Raw genomic sequence first — 18,123 nt, forward strand, 5'->3', positions numbered from 1 at the left:
TTATTTCACCCCTTTGCCTGCTGCGTCCAGCATCGGCAGATCCAGTTTCGCCTCGTGGGCACAGTTGATAGCAATCTCGTAGCCGGCATCGGCGTGACGCATCACCCCGGTGCCCGGGTCGTTGCGCAGCACGCGGCCGACCCGTTTGGCGGCGTCGTCGGTGCCGTCACAGACGATCACCACGCCGGAGTGCTGGGAGAAGCCCATGCCGACACCGCCACCGTGGTGCAGGGAGACCCAGGTCGCGCCGCCTGCGGTGTTGAGCAGGGCGTTGAGCAGCGGCCAGTCGGAGACGGCATCGGAGCCATCCATCATGGATTCGGTTTCACGGTTCGGGCTCGCCACGGAACCGGAGTCCAGGTGATCGCGACCGATGACGACCGGCGCCTTCAGCTCGCCGTTCTTCACCATCTCGTTGAAGGCCAGACCGAGGCGAACCCTATCCTTGACCCCGACCCAGCAGATACGCGCCGGCAGACCCTGGAAGGCGATGCGCTCACGGGCCATGTCGAGCCAGTTGTGCAGGTGCGGATCGTCCGGGATCAGCTCTTTGACCTTCTGGTCGGTCTTGTAGATGTCTTCCGGATCGCCGGAGAGCGCGACCCAGCGGAACGGACCGATCCCTTCGCAGAACAGCGGACGGATGTAGGCCGGGACGAAGCCGGGGAAGTCGAAGGCATTCTTGACACCCTCTTCCAGCGCCATCTGGCGGATGTTATTCCCATAATCGAGCGTGGCGGCGCCACGGGACTGCAGGGTCAGCATGGCTTCAACCTGACGGGCCATGGAGCGGCGGGCGGCGAGATTCACCTCTTCCGGCGCGCTCTTCTGCAGATCGCGCCACTGGGCCACGCTCCAGCCCTGGGGCAGGTACCCATGCACCGGGTCATGGGCGGAGGTCTGGTCGGTCACCACGTCCGGGGTGATGCCACGGGCCACCAGCTCGGCGAAGACGTCGGCGGCGTTGCCGAGCAGGCCGACGGAGACGGCGGTGCCGCTCTGCTTGGCTTCCTCGATCATGGCCAGCGCCTCATCCAGGCTGTAGGCCTTCTTGTCGACGTAGCGGGTCTTGAGACGGAAGTCGATGCGGGTCTCGTCGCACTCCACGGCGATCATGGAGAAGCCGGCCATGGTGGCGGCCAGGGGCTGGGCGCCGCCCATGCCACCCAGGCCCCCGGTCAGGATCCAGCGGCCCTTGGGCTCGCCGTTGAAGTGCTGGTTGGCCACGGCGAAGAAGGTCTCGTAGGTGCCCTGGACGATGCCCTGGGTACCGATGTAGATCCAGGAGCCGGCGGTCATCTGGCCGTACATCATCAGGCCCTTCTTATCGAGCTCGTTGAAGTGCTCCCAGTTGGCCCAGTGCGGCACCAGGTTGGAGTTGGCAATCAGCACGCGCGGCGCGTCCTTGTGGGTCTGGAACACGCCGACCGGCTTGCCGGATTGCACCAGCAGGGTCTGATCATCCTCGAGACGGGTCAGTACCTCGACGATCTTGTCGTAGCACTCCCAGTTGCGGGCGGCGCGACCGATGCCGCCGTACACCACCAGGGACTGGGGATGCTCGGCCACTTCCGGATCCAGGTTGTTCATCAGCATCCGCAGGGGCGCCTCGGTGAGCCAGCTCTTGGCAGTCAGCTGGGTACCGTGGGGAGCACGGATGATCCGGCTCGGATCGTGGCGGGGATCCTGGTGTTGTACAGACATAGACACTCCTTGTTTATCGATACGGTCAGGCGGCGCGGTGCGCCGCTACTTGGTCAACTGGTGGACCAGGCGCGCGGCCACGCGGGCACTGCGGTTGTCCTGATCCAGGTTCGGGTTGTACTCGGCCAGATCGGCGAGCCTGAGCTTGCCGCTGGCCCGGATATGGGCGATCAGGGGTTCGATGACGGCCAGCTCCACGCCGCGGGCGGCGGGAGCGCTCACCCCCGGCATCACGGCGGCGGGCAGCACGTCCAGATCGATGGTCAGATAGAGATGGTCACAGCGGGCAATGAAGGCATCCAGCCCCGCCAGCAGCACCGGCAGATCGGCCTGGGTCATGGCCTCGTCCAGCATGTGCCACACCCCCAGCGCCTCGGCGCGGGCAAACAGCGCCGCGGTGTTGGCGGTCTCGGCGACCCCGAGGCAGGCGTAATGGAACACCGAGCCCTGGGCCGCGCACTGCTCGGCGATCTGGTAGAAGGGGGTGCCGGAACTCGCCTGCTCCTGTTTCATGCGCAGATCGAAGTGAGCGTCGAAGTTGATGATTCCGACCTTGCCACGGCCAGCGTTCTGTTGCAGAAGGTGGCGGTTAAGGCCGCTCCAGCTGCCGAAAGCCACCTCGTGGCCGCCCCCCAGCACCAGCGGGAACTGGCCCTGTTCCAGGGCAGCGGCGACCCGCTCGGCCAACCGGCCGTGGGCGGCGTCGAGATCCCCGTCCTCGCAGCGCACGTCGCCGCCGTCATAGACGGGCTGGTCCAGGTGCCAGGCGCTGTTGGCGAGCAGCTTGCGCACCGCCAGCGGTGCACCGGCGGCGCCGACACGCCCCTTGTTGCGGCGCACCCCTTCGTCACAGGCGAAGCCGAGCAGTACCACGCCGGGTTCACCCCGTCCCTGCCAGGGTTGCACCTTGTCGTGCCAGCGCAGGGCCAGAGCGCCGTCTTCCGGATCCTGGCGACCCTGCCAGACCGACATGTCGACCGGGTTGCACTTATCCATGGAGCGTCTCCTCGCCGTTGAGTACCCGGCTCACCAGCTGATCGACGCCGATGAGGTAGCTGAGTTCGGCCGGATGGCCGCAATTCCAGATGAGAAAATCGGCCTGCATGCCCACTCTCAGCTGTCCCAGGCGCTCCTGCTCGCCGAGCGCCCGGGCGGCGTGGCGGGTCACACCGGCCATGGCCTCCACCGGGGTCAGGCCGAACAGGGTGCAGGCCATGTTCATGGCCATGCGCAGGGAGACGATGGGGGCCGTACCCGGGTTGATGTCGGAGGAGACCGCCATGGGCACACCGGCACGGCGCAGGGCCTCCACCGGTGGCAGCTTGGTCTCTTTCAGGAAGTAGAAGGCGGTGGGCAGCAGGGTAGCGACCACCCCGCGATGGGCCAGCGCCTGGATGCCGTCCTGATCCAGGTATTCCAGATGGTCCACCGAGAGGGCACCGAAGTTGGCGGCCAGGGTGCTGCCCCCCAGGTTGGAGAGCTGATCCATGTGCCCCTTCACCGCGAGATCGTACTGGGCCGCCGCCAGATAGACCTGCTCGGTCTGGGCCAGGGAGAAGCCGATGTGCTCGCAGAAGACGTCTACCGCATCGGCCAGCCCTTCTTCGGCCGCTGCCGGGATGATCTCCTGGCAGATGGTCTCGACCCAGGAGTCGGGATCGTCCCGATACTCCGGCGGCACCGCATGGGCCGCCAGCAGGGTGGTCCTGACCCGGATGGGCAGGGCGTCGCCCAGACGGCGGGCGACCCGCAGCATCTTGAGCTCGTCCGCCAGAGTCAGCCCGTAGCCGGACTTGATCTCCACCGTGGTGACCCCTTCCCGGATCAGGGACTTGATCCGCGGCAGGGCCAGATCGTAGAGCTGCTCCTCGCTGGCCGCGCGGGTGGCCCTGACGGTGGAGAGGATGCCACCCCCCTTGCGGGCGATCTCCGCATAGGGCACGCCTTTCTGGCGCAGCTCGAACTCTTCGGCGCGGCTGCCCGCGAAGATGAGGTGGGTATGGCAGTCGATGAGGCCGGGGGTCACCAGCCTGCCCTTCATGTCGCGCCAGTGGGCGGGATAGGGCCCCTTGAGATCCTGCATGGGGACCATGGCGTGGATCCGCCCCTCTTTCACGCCGAGGGCGTGGGGCTCCAGCAGACCGTAGTCCGCCAGATCGGAGCGCAGGGTGGCGGGTGTCACGTTGAGCCAGACCCGCTCGCAGTTCAACAGTTCCTTGTTCATACCGACCTCTAAATGTATATACAATAATTTATAGCCGATCTCTGACGAGAAAGAAAGGATCAAGTTCACATCTTGATAACAGCGGCTTCATTAGAGTTTAAACACAAAAAAGCCCACCGAGGGGTGGGCTTTTAAATGCTTAATTTGTATATACAATCATGCGAGGCGCGTCTTGGAACTCAGCTTGTAGCGGGAGCCCGGCGAGAGCAGCCTGGCATAGGAGACCAGGTAGCCATCCGACCAGGTGCGCCGGTGCAGCAGCAGGCAGGGGGTATCGACCCGTACCTGCAGCAATCCGGCTTCCCCTGCGCTCGGCAGCACTGCCTCCACCACGTGTTCCATCTCGGAGAGGGGGCAGACTTCCATCAGATAGCTGTTCGGCGTCTGCTGGGTAAAGTCCTGCTCGCCGTAGTCCGGCAGGCGCTCCGCATCGACGAAGCGCTCCTCCAGCTGCAGCGGCTCCCCGTCGGCCTGGTGGACGATGAGGCTGTGAAAGGTGGGCGCACCCACCCGCAGGCCCAGACGCACCGCTACCTTCTCGTCGGCGGCCTGGCGTTGCAGGCGGATCACGCGTGCACTGTACTGGCTGCCCCGCTCGGCGATCTCGTCGGCGATGTTGCGTATGGCCAGCAGCGGCGACTCGGTGCGCCTGTCGGCCACGAAGCTGCCGGATCCGGCGGTGCGCACCAGCCAGCCCTCGGCCACCAGTTCACGCAGCGCCTTGTTGACCGTCATCCGGCTCACGGCAAACTGCTCGCACAGGGCGGCTTCGGTCGGGATCCTGTCTCCCGCCTGGTAGTGGCGTTCGCGGATCCCGTCCAGGATGTGCTGCTTTATCTGCAGGTAGAGTGCGGGGGCCACCTAGGCGCCTCAGCGACGGCGGTGGGGCGGACGCATGTCCGGCCAGGCGCGGTAGACGTCCGGGATCTGGTCCGGACCGCTGATGCAGAGATCGAGATCGTGCAGCAGGCCGTCCTTGATGCCATAGATCCAGCCGTGCACCGCCAGCTCCTGACCCTTGCGCCAGGCATTCTGGATGATGGTGGTGTGGCAAACATTGGCTACCTGCTCGGCCACGTTCAGCTCGCACAGGTAGTCGAAGCGCTCGTGCTCGTCTTCGATGGCCTCAAGCTCTTCGCCATACTTGAAGTAGACGTCCTTGATGTTGCGCAGCCAGTTGTCGATGAGGCCCAGCTCCTGGTTCTGCATCGCCGCCTTGACGCCGCCGCAGCCATAGTGGCCGCAGACGATGATGTGCTTCACCTTGAGCACTTCCACCGCGTATTGTAGCACGGAGAGGCAGTTGAAATCGGTGTGCACCACCAGGTTGGCAACGTTGCGGTGGACGAAGACATCCCCCGGCAGCAGCCCCATCAGCTGGTTGGCGGGCACCCGGCTGTCGGAGCAGCCGATCCAGAGATACTCGGGGGCCTGCTGGGCGGACAGGGTAGCGAAGAAATTGGGATCCTCGGCCTTGATCCGTTCCGCCCACTCGCGGTTATTGGTAAACAGGTCGTTCAACAGTTTCACTTCTGCTCTCCCTACTGTGGCAGTGGCGGCAACATACCATACACAAGGGTAACCAAGGCAAGGCCGACCAGCTCCCCGTGAAACAAAAACAGGGCCATCAGGCCCTGCTTAATCTCGGCGGAAGCCCTCAGGCATCCATCGCATCTTTCAGCTTCTTCAGCGCGTTTTTCTCGAGCTGGCGGACCCGCTCCGCGGAGACGCCGTAGTTGTCGGCCAGCTCCTGCAGGGTGGTCTTGCTCTCTTCATCCAGCCAGCGGGCACGGATGATGTGCTGGCTGCGCTCGTCCAGAGTGGCCATGGCCGCACTCAGACGACGGGTGGCATGGCTGTCCCAGTTGTCGTTCTCGATGGTGGCGGCGAGATCAGAAGACTTGTCTTCCAGATAGTGCACAGGTGCGAAGCCACCCTCGTCTTCATCGTCACCGACCAGATCGAAGGCCTGATCGTAATTGCTCATGCGCGCTTCCATCTCGGTGACGTCCGCGGCGGAAACCCCGAGGTCTGCGGCCACGGCCTGCACCTCTTCGTGGTTCAGCCAGCCCAGACGCTTCTTGGACTTGCGCAGGTTGAAGAACAGCTTGCGCTGGGCCTTGGTGGTCGCCACCTTGACCATGCGCCAGTTGCGCAGCACGTATTCGTGGATCTCGGCCTTGATCCAGTGCACGGCGAAGGAGACCAGGCGCACACCGACACTCGGGTCGAAGCGCTTGACCGCCTTCATCAGGCCGATGTTGCCTTCCTGCACCAGATCGGCCTGAGGCAGGCCATAGCCGGAGTAGCTCTTGGCCACGTGAACGACAAAACGCAGATGTGACATGACCAGCTGGCGGGCAGCCTCGAGATCACCGTCCTGCTGCAAACGCATCGCCAGTTCGCGCTCTTCCTCTGCGCTCAGCACAGGGATCGAGTTGACGGCCTGGATATAGCCTTCCAGACTACCTTGCGGAATCAGAGCCATAGTGCGCTGCAATGAAGTTCCCATGTTCTACCTCTTACTTTTCAATCGAATCAGTCTAACACCCTGAGAAGACGTGTCTACCGACCAGGTATCATTCTGCGGGCTGCATCATACATAACCCCAGCATGAACCCGGCCTATCTTAGGCTGACGCCATGAATCATAAATGAACAATCAAAAAAAAGGGGTCACAGTGAAGGACCCCCGAAAAGTAGCATGCTAAGTCCATTGTTGCGGAGCTCGCAACCTTCACATGCTTGCCAAGTCAGACGAGCAAGGCATAGGGGCCATACCCGTATAAATTTGTCGAACTAGTAGACCGCTAACAAATTGGAAGGTTCCCAAGACTCGGAGAAGCGCCTGATGATTCAGGTACAATTCAGATTACCCCGAGAAAGTGGGCCTTGCCAGAAACGGGCCACTCTTTTACTTGATCCAGTTCTCAAAATCCAGTGCTTTGCACTGCTGGTAAATTCATCAGGAAGGTTCGATGTCGCGAATATGCCTGTGGACCGAAAACCAGGAGGCGATCAACCCCAGCAAGGCCCCGAGCAGTATGAGGTTGAAGCCGTCGAACGCCCCCATCCCCACCAGCCGGAAGTTGCTGTTGTAAAGTCCCGCCAGCTCCTTCACCACCCCCTCGCTCCAGATCACCATCACCTCGGTCAGCCACCAGGCCAGCATGCCACCGATGACACCGAACCAGATGCCGGTATAGAGGAAGGGACGGTGGATGAAGGCATCGGTCGCCCCCACCAGCTTGAGCACCTCGATCTCGGAGCGCTGGTTCAGGATATTCAGCCTGAGGGTGTTGCCGACGATCAAGAGCACGGCGGAGAGCAGCAGCACGGCGATCCCCGTGATGGTGTGGCGCAGCAGGTTCATGATCCCCTGCAGCCGCGTCAGCCACTGCAGGTCCAGCTTGCCCTGCTCGATGCCGGGTTCGTTCTCCAGCTTGGCGAGCAGCTCGGCGGCCCCTTCCGGGTTCTGCCAGCGCGGATCCGGGATCACGCTCAGTACCGGCGGCAGCGGGTTGCTGTCGAGGTAATCCAGGGCATCGCCGAAGCCGGAGATCTCGCGAAACTCCTTGAGCGCCTCATCCCGGTTCATATAGGTGACGGACTCCACCTCGGGGTAGAGCAGGATCCGCTGCTTCATGTCGAGGATGCTTTGTTCCGGCAGATCCTTGCGCAGATAGAGGGAGATCTGGGAGCTGGTCTGCCAGCTCCCCTCCACCACCTCGGCGTTCTTCAGCAGCACGTGGAAGCAGGAGGGCAGCGCCAGGCTCACCCCCAGCACGGCCAGGGTCATCAGGGAGGCGAGCGGATTGCGCCACAGCTCTCCCAGGCTGGCAAAGGCCTGGCGCACGTGGTCCACGCCATACATCATCAAACGACGCAACGGCGGCTGTTTATGACGAACAATAGCCATCAGAGCTCCTCCCCGGACGAATACATACGCCCTGCCTTGAGGGTCAGGGTGCGATAGCGCATGCGGGCAATCAGCCCCAGATCGTGGGTGGCGATCAGCACGGAGACGCCGAAACGGTTGAACTCCTCGAACAGGCGCATGATGTCCATGGAGAGCTGGGGATCCAGGTTGCCGGTCGGTTCATCCGCCAGCAAGAGTGGCGGCTTGTTGACGATGGCGCGGGCGATGCCGACCCGCTGCTGCTCCCCGCCGGAGAGCATGCGCGGCTGGTAACGCTCCTTGCCTAGCAGGCCCACCTTGTCGAGCGCCGCCGCCACCCGCTTGTTGATGTCGGCGTGGCTGTAGCCGTCGATGACCAGGGGCAGGGCCACGTTGTCGAACACGGTGCGGTCCATCAACAGGCGGTGATCCTGGAAGATCATGCCGATCTGGCGCCGCACATAGGGGATCTGGCTGCGCTGGATGTGGCTGACGTCATCGCCGTGGAAGAAGACGCGGCCGTCGGTCGGGCGCTCCATCACGCTGATGAGCTTGAGCAGGGTGCTCTTGCCCGCCCCCGAGTGGCCGGTCAGGAAGGCCATCTCCCCCTTGCGCAGGTGAAAACTGACCTTCTGCAGCGCCTGGTGGCCACCGCTGTATACCTTGCTGACCTTGTCAAAACGAATCATAACGGTTCCCTGACAGTGACAAGCCCCGACCTGGGTCGGGGCATGTATTGGGGCTCAGATCGCGAACATCCGATTACGCCACTTTGCGGTTAATCGAACCGACGGGATGCCTTCACTCAAGTGACGGCCTTACTCATCGCGACTGAAAAGCGCCTCGATAAAGTCGTTGGCCACGAAGGGGCGCAGATCGTCGATCCCCTCGCCCACCCCGATGTAGCGGATCGGGATCTGGAACTTGTCGGCCACCGCGAAGATGACGCCCCCCTTGGCGGTCCCATCCAGCTTGGTGAGGGTGATGCCGGTCAGGCCCACCGCCTCGCTGAACAGCTTGGCCTGGCTCAGGGCGTTCTGGCCGGTGCCCGCATCCAGGGTCAGCATGATCTCGTGCGGCGCTTCCTCGTCGAGCTTCTTCATCACCCGCACCACCTTCTTGAGCTCCTCCATCAGGTTGCTCTTGTTCTGCAGGCGGCCGGCGGTGTCGGCGATCAGCACGTCGGCGCCGCGTGAGCGGGCAGCCTCGATGGCGTCAAAGATGACGGAGGCGGAGTCGGCACCGGTGTGCTGGGCGATCACCGGAATGTTGTTGCGCTGACCCCACACCTGCAGCTGCTCGACGGCGGCGGCGCGGAAGGTGTCGCCAGCGGCCAGCATCACGCTCTTGCCCTCGGCCTGGAACTGTTTGGCCAGCTTGCCGATGGTGGTGGTCTTGCCGACGCCGTTCACGCCGACCATCAGGATCACATAGGGCTTCTTGCTGGTGTCGATGACCAGGGGCTGCTCCACCTTGGCCAGCATGGCACCCATGTCCTGCTTGAGTAGGCCGTAGAGCGCCTCGGCGTCCTTGAGTTGCTTGCGATCCGCGTGCTGCACCAGACCCTCGATGATGCGGCTGGTGGTGTCCACGCCGAGATCCGCGGTCAGTAGCTGGGTCTCCAGCTCCTCGAACAGATCGTCATCGATCTTCTTGCCACGGAACAGGCCGAAGAAACCGGAACCGATGTTCTCCTTGGTGCGTACCAGGCTGCGCTTGAGACGGGCAAAGAAGCCCTCACGCTGCGGCTTGTCCTGGGTGTCGTCGTCCACGGCCGCGGCCAGCGGCAGGGCAGCCAGGGCGGCGGCCTCCGCCTCCATCTCGGCGACCAGGCGCAGATCTTCCGCGCGCTGGGCCTCTTTGGCGAGACGGGCTTCCTCGGCTGCCTGAGCTTCGGCGGCAATACGCGCTTCTTCCGCGGCCTGAGCCTCGGCAGCAACACGGGCCTCTTCCGCGGCGCGAGCCTCGGCGGCAAGACGGGCTTCTTCCGCGGCGCGGGCTTCGGCGGCAAGACGGGCCTCTTCCGCGGCGCGAGCCTCGGCGGCCAGACGGGCCTCTTCTGCGGCGCGGGCTTCGGCGGCCAGACGGGCTTCTTCCGCGGCGCGGGCTTTGGCGGCAATGCGGGCCTCTTCCGCGGCACGGGCCTCGGCGGCAAGACGAGCCTCTTCTGCGGCGCGAGCTTCGGCGGCGAGACGCGCCTCTTCCGCGGCGCGAGCCTCGGCGGCAACACGAGCCTCTTCAGCGGCGCGGGCTTCGGCGGCAAGACGGGCCTCTTCCTCGGCCAGCAGGGCGTCATTGACGATCACCGGCTCCAGCTCGGACGCACACTCCTCGACCACTACGGGACCGTGGTCATCCAGCTCGGCGGAGGGGGCGCACTCCTCTTGCACACCAGCATTCTGTGCGCTGGCCGGCGTCTCGACAGCCTCGGGCTGCACGGTATCGGAAACGGGGGCAGGGCTGGTCGCGACTTCGGACTCAGGGGTGGCTTGGGGTGTCTGTGGTTGGACGGCCTCAGCCTCTTCTTTCTTGCGGCCGAAACCCAGCCAGGAAAACAAACCTTTTGCCATCTAAAAATACTCACATCAAAGGCTGACTGCTAAGATAGCCGTCCCTCGGCGGGTCGGCATAAAAATGAACCGCCTTATACTATCACTTTATTTTCTGACGACGAAACGCGATGCCCAGAGTGAAATCCAGCCGTAGCAGCCCGAGCAAGAGCCCGGCCCCCCAGGGGCGAGCGGGCGTGGTAAGAATCATCAGCGGCCAGTGGAAGGGTCGCAAACTGCCGGTCAGGGATGTGGAAGGTCTCAGACCCACCACGGATCGCGTCAAGGAAACCATCTTCAACTGGCTGGCGCCCCATGTGCGCGGTGCCCGCTGCCTCGATCTGTTTGCCGGCAGCGGCGGCCTGGGGCTGGAGGCTCTGTCCCGTTACGCCGAGCAGGTGACCCTGATCGAGATGGACAAGGGCGCCGCCGACCAGATCAAGAAGAATCTGGCCGTGCTCGGCAGCAGCCAGGGCCAGGTGATCCAGGCCGATGCGGTGAGCTGGCTACAAGGCCCGGTCACCCCCTTCGATCTGGTGTTCTTGGATCCGCCGTTTCGCCGCGAGCTGCTGCCCCAGGTGTGCGACCTGCTGGAGCAGCGCGGCTGGCTGGCGCCAGACGCCCTCATCTATCTGGAGCGGGAAAAGGAGATGGCCGATCTGGCCCTGCCCGCCAGCTGGCAATTACTCAAGGACAAGCAGGCCGGTCAGGTCTGCTATCAGCTCTATCTGCGGGACACCAAAAATGACGCAGCAGTTTAAAGGGGGGAGATGGGCGCAGTGCCCCTCCCCGTCAATCTGGACAACGACTCAAGGACAGGCAGGTCAATCACATCAGGTCTGCCATCAACTCTATGTACGGGAGGTAGGTGATGAAGCGGGTGTTTAATCTGTTGGCGATGGGGGTGTTGCTGTTCTTCTGGTTCGGCGTGGCGCTCGCCCTGCTGGGCACCCTGCCCGGCAAGCTGAACGGCTTCCTGCCGGTCTGCGGCGTCATCGTGATACTGATGCACTGGGTACAGGCGAGCATGATCAAGGCGGCCTGCAAACCCTACTTCGCGGTCACGCGCCTGGAGTTCACCCAGGTGTTGATCTTCGGCGTGTTCGGCATGATGGAGATCCGCGCCAAGCTGCAGGCCATCATAGACGCCAGACAGAAGGGCGAGAACCCGCCCAGGGTCGACTAGCGTCGAGCCGCCATGCCTGACCAGAAGGAGTGACACGTCACTCCTTCGTTGTTTTTCCGAGGCTGATCCCGAGCCTGATGGAGAGCACGGCGAGCAGCAACAGCATGGCGATGAGGGAGAAGAAGTTGCTGCCAAGCTCGGGGTACTGCACCTTGATCAGGGCAGAGTGGCCGAACGCGCCGATGAAGAAACAGAGCAGGATGCAGCTGGGGGTATTGCCCACCATGGGCTCCTGACGGTAGTACTGATAGAGCTGGCTGGCCGCCAGCAGCAGGGCGATCAGGGGGAAGAAGGAGAAAGGCACCACGGATTCGGTCACCACCGCGAAGAAAGCATCGCCGCAGATGCCTATCAGCAGGGCCAGTAACAGGGGCTTCTTCGGGATCGGGGTCGGTTCGTGCATGGGGCTGTCCATCCTTGCGTTAAGAGAGTGATTCGCGACGCTTGCGGTTCTGTACCTCGGCGCCCATGGCGATCATCCGCAGCTGGCTGATAGTGCGCTCCGACAGGGCCCGACACTCTTCACTGGTCATGTCGAGGGCATCGGCACCGGCACTGAAGACGATGGTCACCATGGCCTCGGCCTGGATGTAGGCCTCTTCCCGTGGCGCCTCCGTGGTGGCCTCCAGATAGTCGGTCAGCTCGGCGATGAAGTGCTGGATCTCCCGGGCCACCGCCTGGCGGAACGCCGCCGAGGTGCCGGAGCGCTCGCGCAGCAGCAAGCGGAAGATGTTCGGGTTGTTTTCGACGAATTCCATGAAGGTCTGCACCGAGGTGCTGATGACGCTGCCGCCACCGGCGATGCGCTGGCGCGCCTGGCGCATCAGCTGACGCAGGGTCAGGCCACCCTCGTCCACCAGGGTCAGCCCCAGCTCCTCCATGTCGCGGAAGTGACGATAGAAGGAGGTCGGCGCTATGCCCGCCTCCCTGGCCACTTCCCGCAGGCTGAGGTTGGAGAAGCTGCGGTTGGCACAGAGTTGACTGAACGCCGCCTCGATCAGCGTACGCCGGGTCTTTTCTTTTTGTTGCGCGCGAATACCCACGAAAACTGTCACCTTGAGATGAGCGAGGCCAGATGATAACCCGAAGGGAGGGGCGGGATCAGGTTTGTCTCCGACTTTTTTACCATTGACCCGCATTCCGGCTCAATGGAGAATAGTGAACAGCTGTTCGCTGAAAGGAACCGAGTGAGATGGAACGCCCCCCGATCATCATGACCAACACCCTGCTGTTTGCCCTCTCCGGGCTGACCGCACTGATCGCCGTGCCCTGGTACGGCATGACCCATGGCTATGACCTCTGGCAGTGGGGCAGCTTCCTGCTGCTGTTCTGCTATTGCGGCATCTCCATCACCGCCGGCTACCACAGGCTCTGGTCCCACAAGGCCTACAAGGCGCACCCTATCCTGCAATGGATCTTCGCCATCGGCGGGGCCCTCGCCCTGCAAAACTCGGCGCTGCACTGGTCGTCCGATCACCGTCGCCACCATCGCCACGTGGACGACAACCACAAGGATCCCTACAGCGCGGGCCGCGGATTCTGGTTCTCCCACATCGGCTGGATGCTGCGGGAATACCAGCGCGACATCTACCACGACTACACCAATGTGCGGGATCTGCAGAACAACCCCGTCGTCGCCTTCCAGCACAGGCACTATCTGGCGCTGACCCTGGCCACCAACATCGGCATCCCGCTGCTGCTGGGGCTCGTCCACGGCGATCTGCTCGGCATGCTGTTGCTGGCCGGAGTGCTGCGCATGGTGATGACCCACCACACCACCTTCTTCATCAACTCCCTGGCCCACATCTGGGGCAGCCAGCCCTTCACCGATCGCAACAGCGCCCGGGACAACGGCATCCTGGCCTTCTTCACCTTCGGCGAGGGGTACCACAACTTCCACCACCTGTTCGAGAACGACTATCGCAACGGCATTCACTGGTGGCAGTTCGATCCCACCAAGTGGCTCATTCGCAGCGCCGCCTGGTGCGGTCTGGCGAAGGACCTGAGATCCTGCCCGGAGGAGCGCATCGAGCAGGCCAGGCTGGAGATGCAGCTCAAGCGCGCCCAGGCAAGGCTGCACAGGGGAGAGGACAGGGAGCGGTGGCAGGCGCTGCTGCAGGAGGAGTACGACAAGCTGAGCCTGCAGATACAGCACTACTACGCCAGTCGCAAGTCCCTGCTGGAGCAGCGCAAGCGCACAGCCATGGCACGCTACGACAGGCTCAAGCTGCAACTGGAGTATCGCACGCTGCGCGATGGCTTCCTCGCCAGCAAACGCAACTGGAGCCGCCTCCTGGCCGGCATTGCCTGACGTCGGAACGCCTTGCCGACAAGACCGCCTCCGGGCGGTCTTTTCATTGGTCCCGGCTGGAAGCGGGCATAAAAAAATGGGGCGACATTCGCATGTCACCCCCTCGCAAATAGCATGTTCCATATTGGGATCCGGCAACGACGGGGAGCCGTTGTGCCTCTCGGGTTTCCGCTCCCGATCCGCGCTGCCAGCCGAAGCAATCCGGCCAGCCCATTTCCCCTGCTGCTTTCACCCACACGGCAGACCAGCCGCCGTGTTTGTCCTTGCAACCGAAATACTACGCAGTTCAATAAAATAAAAAACCGCTTTATCCGGCCCGCCATGGAGACCTGGTGGCGATCGCATCGCCAGCCTCAAGAGATAAACCGATTAAAAACAATACGATAAAATCCCCACCCGATTTTGGATGGCAAACGTTGTCTTCGAAGGCGCACAAGGCTTTGCGAGATCTCGCACAAGCCCTGCTCCCCTCACAGCCAGCGGTGCAACGGTAACCAATCGCTCAATTGCGCCAGCAGCCGCCGCCATGCAGAGGGGGACGCCGCCACCGGGTGAACGGCCTGCTGCAACCAGCCATCGATGAGTTGCTGCAACTCGTCGCACAGCACCGGGCACCTGAGGTGCAGCATCAGCTCGGTGTTGAGCATCAGGGAGCGGGGGTCCAGGTTGAAGCTGCCGAGCAGCGCCTCCTCCCGCCCCATCAGGATCAGCTTGGCGTGCAGGCTGACCTCCTCCCCCACCAGCTCGAACAGCGCTATCCCCTGGCGCTCGAGCCAGGGGCGGTGACGCCGATAGGCGCCATACACCAGGGGGACGTCCGTGCTGGCCAGGGAGTTGGTCAGGATCTCGATGCCGACCCCCGCCCTGCGCTGCGCCCTGAGCTGGCGGCGCAGGCTCCGGGTCAGGATCAGGTAAGGGCTCACCAACCTGAGATCCCCCAGATTACCGCCCAGCTTGCGCCCCAGCAGGGGCGCCGTGGCGGGCCGGGAGACCAGCCCCTTGCCGGGCCGGTCAAACCAGCACTCCCCCCGCCCGGGGTGCCAGCGCAGGGAGACAGGTTCGTCGTCGAACAGGCTGGCGGGCAGATCGTAGACGGCAGCCACCGCCGGCTCGCTCAGGGTCAGCAGGAAGTCGTTCAGCACCGTGACCTCGGCGGGCGACAAGGCGCGCCGCAACAGGCGCCGGATGGGGTGGCTCCAGCGGCTATACCAGAACAGGTCAAACCCCTGTTCGGCCTGCTGGCAGAGCGGGCCCCGGCAGAGCAGATCCAGATCGATGAAATGGGGGGGGGGGCCGAGACCGAAGTAGCGGTCGCCGATGTTGCGCCCCCCGATCACCGCCTGACAGCCGTCCACCAGCAGCAGCTTGTTGTGCATGCGGTGGTTGATGCGCCGAAAGCTCAGCAGCCCCTCCAGCAGCAGGGTCAGGGGGCGCCAGCCCCTCAGCCAGAACGGGTTGAACAGGCGCACCTCGATGCCGGGCTCTGCCGCCACCGCCTCCAGGAAGCGGTTGTCGCCCCCATAGAGGTCGTCGATGAGCAGCCGGATCCGGACCCCGCGCCTCGCCGCCCGGATCAACTCGGCCAGCAGCAGCTTGCCGCTGCCGTCTTCCTCCCAGCTGTAGTACTGGGCCAGGATCCGGTGGCGGGCGTGGCGGATTAGCTGGCAACGGGCCTTGAGGGCGTCACCGGGGTTATCCAGCAGGGCGAAGTCGGCGGTGAGCAAGGGTCATCTCCCTGTCATCTGGTCGTGGCATAACCCAGACAACCGCCCCGATCGCCACGTGTCAAGGAGCCGATGATGGAACTGCGCGACCACCCCTCTCTCAGCCAGGGCCCCCAGGCCAGCCAGCCGGACCCGACCCCCGCCAGGCTGCTGATGCCCTGGTACCTGCAGCACCAGGATCTGGGTTGGGACCCCCTCCCCCCGCTTCACGGGGATCGCCTTCCCGGGCGGCATTGAGCGTTCAGGGTTGCAGCGCCTCGATGGCCTCCGACTTGCCCTCCAGCTGGGGCAGGCTGAAGCGGTAGCCCACGTAGTATTTGTAGATGGTACCGACGTAGTTGATGGGCCCCTGGCCCACCTCGTTGGCCACCAGCTGTTCCACGTTGCCGAACCAGACGTTGGGATCCAGCCCCCGCTCCCCGGCCTTGGCCTGCAGGGCCTTCACCCGGTTCGGGCCCGCGTTGTAGGCGGCCAGCGCAAACAGGTGGCGGTTGACCCTGTCCATCCCGGGGTCGTTGAAGTAGGTATCGAGAATGAGCCGCATGTAGCGGCAGGCCGCCTCCACATTCCCCTCCAGGCTGGTGAGCCTGGCGCCGCGGATCCCCACTTCGCCCCCGGTGCTCGGCAGCAGCTGCATGATGCCAACCGCCCCCCGGTGGGAGCGGACATTGGGGTTGAGCCCCGACTCCTTGTAGGCCAGGGCCGCCAGCATCAGCCAGTCCAGCCCGTACTTGTCGGCCTGGGTTTCCAGCACCTTGCGAATGGTCGACAGGCGGCCCAGGGGATCCGGCGCCAGTATGTTGCTCATCTGGTCGCTCTGCGCCATCAGGCGGCGCAGGGTCATGTCGCTGTAGAGGGTGCGCTTGCTCGACTCCGAAATATAGGCGTTCACCGCCTTGAGCAGCTCCGGGCTGTTGTTGCGCAGAGCCCAGGCGCTGCGCCCCTGATCCCGCAGCGGGATCAACCTGTGGGCCTTGAGCCCCCCTATCATGTCGAGCCAGATCCGCCCCTTGAAGCTGTCGGTGACCGTCAGCGGGATGATACCGGCCGCCACCATCTCCAGCAGGTCCCCGTCCTGCAGGTACTCGGGTACCGTCTCTATGTAGACGGGGGGCAGCCCCAGCTCGCGAAACAACCAGTTTAGCTGGCGCAGGCTCTCGTAATAGCTGGAACTGGCCCGCACCCAGATCCGCCGGCCGGAGAGCTGGGTGATGCGGTTGAAGGCCGGCAGATCCCGCTGGCTCACCACCCACTCCTCGATGGGGGAGATGAGCGGCTGGGAGAAGGTCACCTGCTCGCGCCGGGTCGGCGTCACCGTCAGGTTGGCCGCCACCAGATCCCCGCGCCCCTCGGTGAGGTAGTCCAGCAACTTGTCCTGGCGTACCGGGATGTAGATGATTTTGAGCTTGAGTTTATCCTTGGCCAGATAGGTCCGGTTCAGCCAGCGTTCGAACCCCTGCAGCTGATTGACCAGGATGCCGTACTGGGCCCCCTTGTCGAAAAAGAAGAAGCCCCGCTCATAGACCACCAGGGCCCTGAGTTCCTTCTTCTCCAGGATGTGATCGAGATCCCCGGCCTGGGACAGGAGCTTGGGTTTGACATCCGGGACACGTGAAGGCGTTGCGTCAGACAGAGGCACGGGATCCGCCGCCAGCAGGGGGAGAGAGCAGAGGGCCAGCAGGGCCCAGATCCATCGCCGTATCATGATCCAGCCACCTCATCGTGGGCCGACTCGCGTCGGGGGAAGCGTCAGCAGAACGACGTCCGTGGCGCCTGCGCCCCATGGCTGGGGCCATAGCGGTGCGGGCGCGCGTCCGCCCATCGGCTCGTTCCGCTCTGGCACCGGGAACGTCCGCGGGATAACTCACTATACAACGGGGAAGGCTATCGGAGGGGCAATACGGCAGGCAAGCCTGCCGTTTCATCACGAACTCAGAGCGAGCGGGCACGCATCTCGAAGATCAGTTTCTCGGCGGTGCAGGTAAATTGCAGGCGGGCCTTCAGGATCACACCGTGGGCCCCCTGGCTCAGCTCGCTGCTGCTCTTCGCCTCGGCAGTCACCTGCCGGGCCAGCGCCTCATAGGCCGCCAGCTTGGCGCGGGCATCGGTCTCTTCCGCCGCCTCGATCACCAGCTCCATCACGTCATCACCCTCGCCGATGATGGTCCCGATCTCGGCGAAGCAACCGCAGCTGTCACAGGTCTCGTTCAATTCCACTTTCTCGTCTACAGACATATGTTTACTCCTACTTATTCCGGATATTGCCATCGTCACGCAAGGCGTTACGAAAATCTCTGATGGCGGCGCCCAGGTCCTCACCGGCGCCGGCCAGGCGTTTGCTGCCAAACACCACCACCACGACGACGAGCAGGATCAGCAGGTGCCAGATATGGATTCCACCCAGCCCCATAGGGATACTCCTGACAGATTAGATACCCTGAAGTTGTATCAAAAGAAAGCGCCTCGATTGTTGGGCAAAATCAAGGCAGGTGCAAGTTGGCGGGAAAATCGCTCAGATGCGGACGTTC

Annotated in this window: 19 protein-coding genes; 4 read left to right on the forward strand and 15 right to left on the reverse strand. The window is 63.6% G+C overall.

Features of this window, described 5'->3' with window-relative positions; all coding sequences use genetic code 11:
• The 9 genes from hutU to ftsY form a co-directional block, all read right to left on the reverse strand.
• Positions 1 to 1,704 (reverse strand): urocanate hydratase, encoded by a 1,704-nt coding sequence (gene hutU / locus I6L45_RS04895; protein WP_216983601.1) that lies wholly within the window; start codon positions 1,702 to 1,704, stop codon positions 1 to 3.
• 45 nt (positions 1,705 to 1,749) lie between these two features.
• Complete coding sequence (hutG, locus tag I6L45_RS04900; RefSeq protein ID WP_216983602.1) at positions 1,750 to 2,700, reverse strand: formimidoylglutamase; 951 nt, start codon at positions 2,698 to 2,700, stop codon at positions 1,750 to 1,752.
• Complete coding sequence (hutI, locus tag I6L45_RS04905; protein WP_216983603.1) at positions 2,693 to 3,928, reverse strand: imidazolonepropionase; 1,236 nt, start codon at positions 3,926 to 3,928, stop codon at positions 2,693 to 2,695. The genes hutG and hutI overlap by 8 nt, the downstream gene beginning before the upstream one ends.
• Before the next feature lie 156 nt (positions 3,929 to 4,084).
• Positions 4,085 to 4,789, reverse strand: coding sequence for a histidine utilization repressor (gene hutC / locus I6L45_RS04910; RefSeq protein ID WP_043756830.1), 705 nt, complete (start codon positions 4,787 to 4,789; stop codon positions 4,085 to 4,087).
• A 9-nt stretch (positions 4,790 to 4,798) separates the two neighbouring features.
• Entirely contained in the window at positions 4,799 to 5,458 is a 660-nt protein-coding gene (gene can / locus I6L45_RS04915) for a carbonate dehydratase (RefSeq protein WP_042076162.1), read from the reverse strand.
• Positions 5,459 to 5,585: 127 nt separating this feature from the next.
• On the reverse strand, positions 5,586 to 6,440 hold the full coding sequence (gene rpoH / locus I6L45_RS04920) for an RNA polymerase sigma factor RpoH (protein WP_043756826.1): 855 nt from the start codon (positions 6,438 to 6,440) through the stop codon (positions 5,586 to 5,588).
• Positions 6,441 to 6,892: 452 nt separating this feature from the next.
• Entirely contained in the window at positions 6,893 to 7,846 is a 954-nt protein-coding gene (ftsX, locus tag I6L45_RS04925; protein WP_005323432.1) for a permease-like cell division protein FtsX, read from the reverse strand.
• Positions 7,846 to 8,514: a cell division ATP-binding protein FtsE gene (ftsE, locus tag I6L45_RS04930; protein ID WP_042076158.1), complete on the reverse strand. Its 669-nt coding sequence runs from the start codon at positions 8,512 to 8,514 to the stop codon at positions 7,846 to 7,848. The genes ftsX and ftsE overlap by 1 nt, the downstream gene beginning before the upstream one ends.
• A 129-nt stretch (positions 8,515 to 8,643) precedes the next feature.
• Positions 8,644 to 10,395 (reverse strand): signal recognition particle-docking protein FtsY, encoded by a 1,752-nt coding sequence (gene ftsY, locus I6L45_RS04935; protein WP_216983604.1) that lies wholly within the window; start codon positions 10,393 to 10,395, stop codon positions 8,644 to 8,646.
• 110 nt (positions 10,396 to 10,505) lie between these two features.
• Here ftsY and rsmD point away from each other — a divergent pair, with 110 nt between their 5' ends.
• Together rsmD and I6L45_RS04945 are read left to right on the forward strand one after the other, a co-directional pair.
• Entirely contained in the window at positions 10,506 to 11,135 is a 630-nt protein-coding gene (gene rsmD, locus I6L45_RS04940; protein ID WP_043756812.1) for a 16S rRNA (guanine(966)-N(2))-methyltransferase RsmD, read from the forward strand.
• A gap of 110 nt (positions 11,136 to 11,245) precedes the next feature.
• Positions 11,246 to 11,560 (forward strand): DUF1145 domain-containing protein, encoded by a 315-nt coding sequence (locus I6L45_RS04945; RefSeq protein WP_043756809.1) that lies wholly within the window; start codon positions 11,246 to 11,248, stop codon positions 11,558 to 11,560.
• A 37-nt stretch (positions 11,561 to 11,597) separates the two neighbouring features.
• On the opposite strand, the gene I6L45_RS04950 is transcribed toward I6L45_RS04945, so the two are convergent.
• Together I6L45_RS04950 and fabR are read right to left on the reverse strand one after the other, a co-directional pair.
• Complete coding sequence (locus I6L45_RS04950; protein ID WP_216983605.1) at positions 11,598 to 11,963, reverse strand: YijD family membrane protein; 366 nt, start codon at positions 11,961 to 11,963, stop codon at positions 11,598 to 11,600.
• 19 nt (positions 11,964 to 11,982) lie between these two features.
• On the reverse strand, positions 11,983 to 12,603 hold the full coding sequence (gene fabR / locus I6L45_RS04955) for an HTH-type transcriptional repressor FabR (protein WP_043756803.1): 621 nt from the start codon (positions 12,601 to 12,603) through the stop codon (positions 11,983 to 11,985).
• A 149-nt stretch (positions 12,604 to 12,752) separates the two neighbouring features.
• On the opposite strand from fabR, the gene I6L45_RS04960 reads away from it, so the two are divergent.
• The gene (locus I6L45_RS04960) at positions 12,753 to 13,871 is read left to right on the forward strand and encodes a fatty acid desaturase (protein WP_216983606.1); all 1,119 of its coding nucleotides are present in this window, start codon (positions 12,753 to 12,755) and stop codon (positions 13,869 to 13,871) included.
• Positions 13,872 to 14,341: 470 nt separating this feature from the next.
• Here I6L45_RS04960 and I6L45_RS04965 read toward each other — a convergent pair whose 3' ends face one another.
• Positions 14,342 to 15,595 (reverse strand): phospholipase D family protein, encoded by a 1,254-nt coding sequence (locus tag I6L45_RS04965; protein WP_216983607.1) that lies wholly within the window; start codon positions 15,593 to 15,595, stop codon positions 14,342 to 14,344.
• A gap of 75 nt (positions 15,596 to 15,670) precedes the next feature.
• On the opposite strand from I6L45_RS04965, the gene I6L45_RS04970 reads away from it, so the two are divergent.
• Positions 15,671 to 15,832 carry a hypothetical protein gene (locus I6L45_RS04970; protein WP_167576917.1) on the forward strand — a complete coding sequence of 54 codons (162 nt, stop codon included), beginning with the start codon at positions 15,671 to 15,673 and terminating at the stop codon, positions 15,830 to 15,832.
• A gap of 4 nt (positions 15,833 to 15,836) precedes the next feature.
• Here I6L45_RS04970 and I6L45_RS04975 read toward each other — a convergent pair whose 3' ends face one another.
• The 3 genes from I6L45_RS04975 to tatA all read right to left on the reverse strand — a co-directional run bounded on the left by I6L45_RS04975 (position 15,837) and on the right by tatA (position 18,005).
• On the reverse strand, positions 15,837 to 17,300 hold the full coding sequence (locus I6L45_RS04975) for a lytic transglycosylase F (RefSeq protein ID WP_216983608.1): 1,464 nt from the start codon (positions 17,298 to 17,300) through the stop codon (positions 15,837 to 15,839).
• 227 nt (positions 17,301 to 17,527) lie between these two features.
• Positions 17,528 to 17,830 carry a YfcZ/YiiS family protein gene (locus I6L45_RS04980; RefSeq protein ID WP_216983609.1) on the reverse strand — a complete coding sequence of 101 codons (303 nt, stop codon included), beginning with the start codon at positions 17,828 to 17,830 and terminating at the stop codon, positions 17,528 to 17,530.
• Positions 17,831 to 17,840: 10 nt separating this feature from the next.
• Entirely contained in the window at positions 17,841 to 18,005 is a 165-nt protein-coding gene (tatA, locus tag I6L45_RS04985; protein ID WP_043756790.1) for a twin-arginine translocase TatA/TatE family subunit, read from the reverse strand.
• Positions 18,006 to 18,123: the final 118 nt, after the last annotated feature.

Origin of the sequence: Aeromonas sp. FDAARGOS 1415 (assembly GCF_019048365.1) — a bacterium.
GTDB lineage: Bacteria > Pseudomonadota > Gammaproteobacteria > Enterobacterales > Aeromonadaceae > Aeromonas > Aeromonas taiwanensis.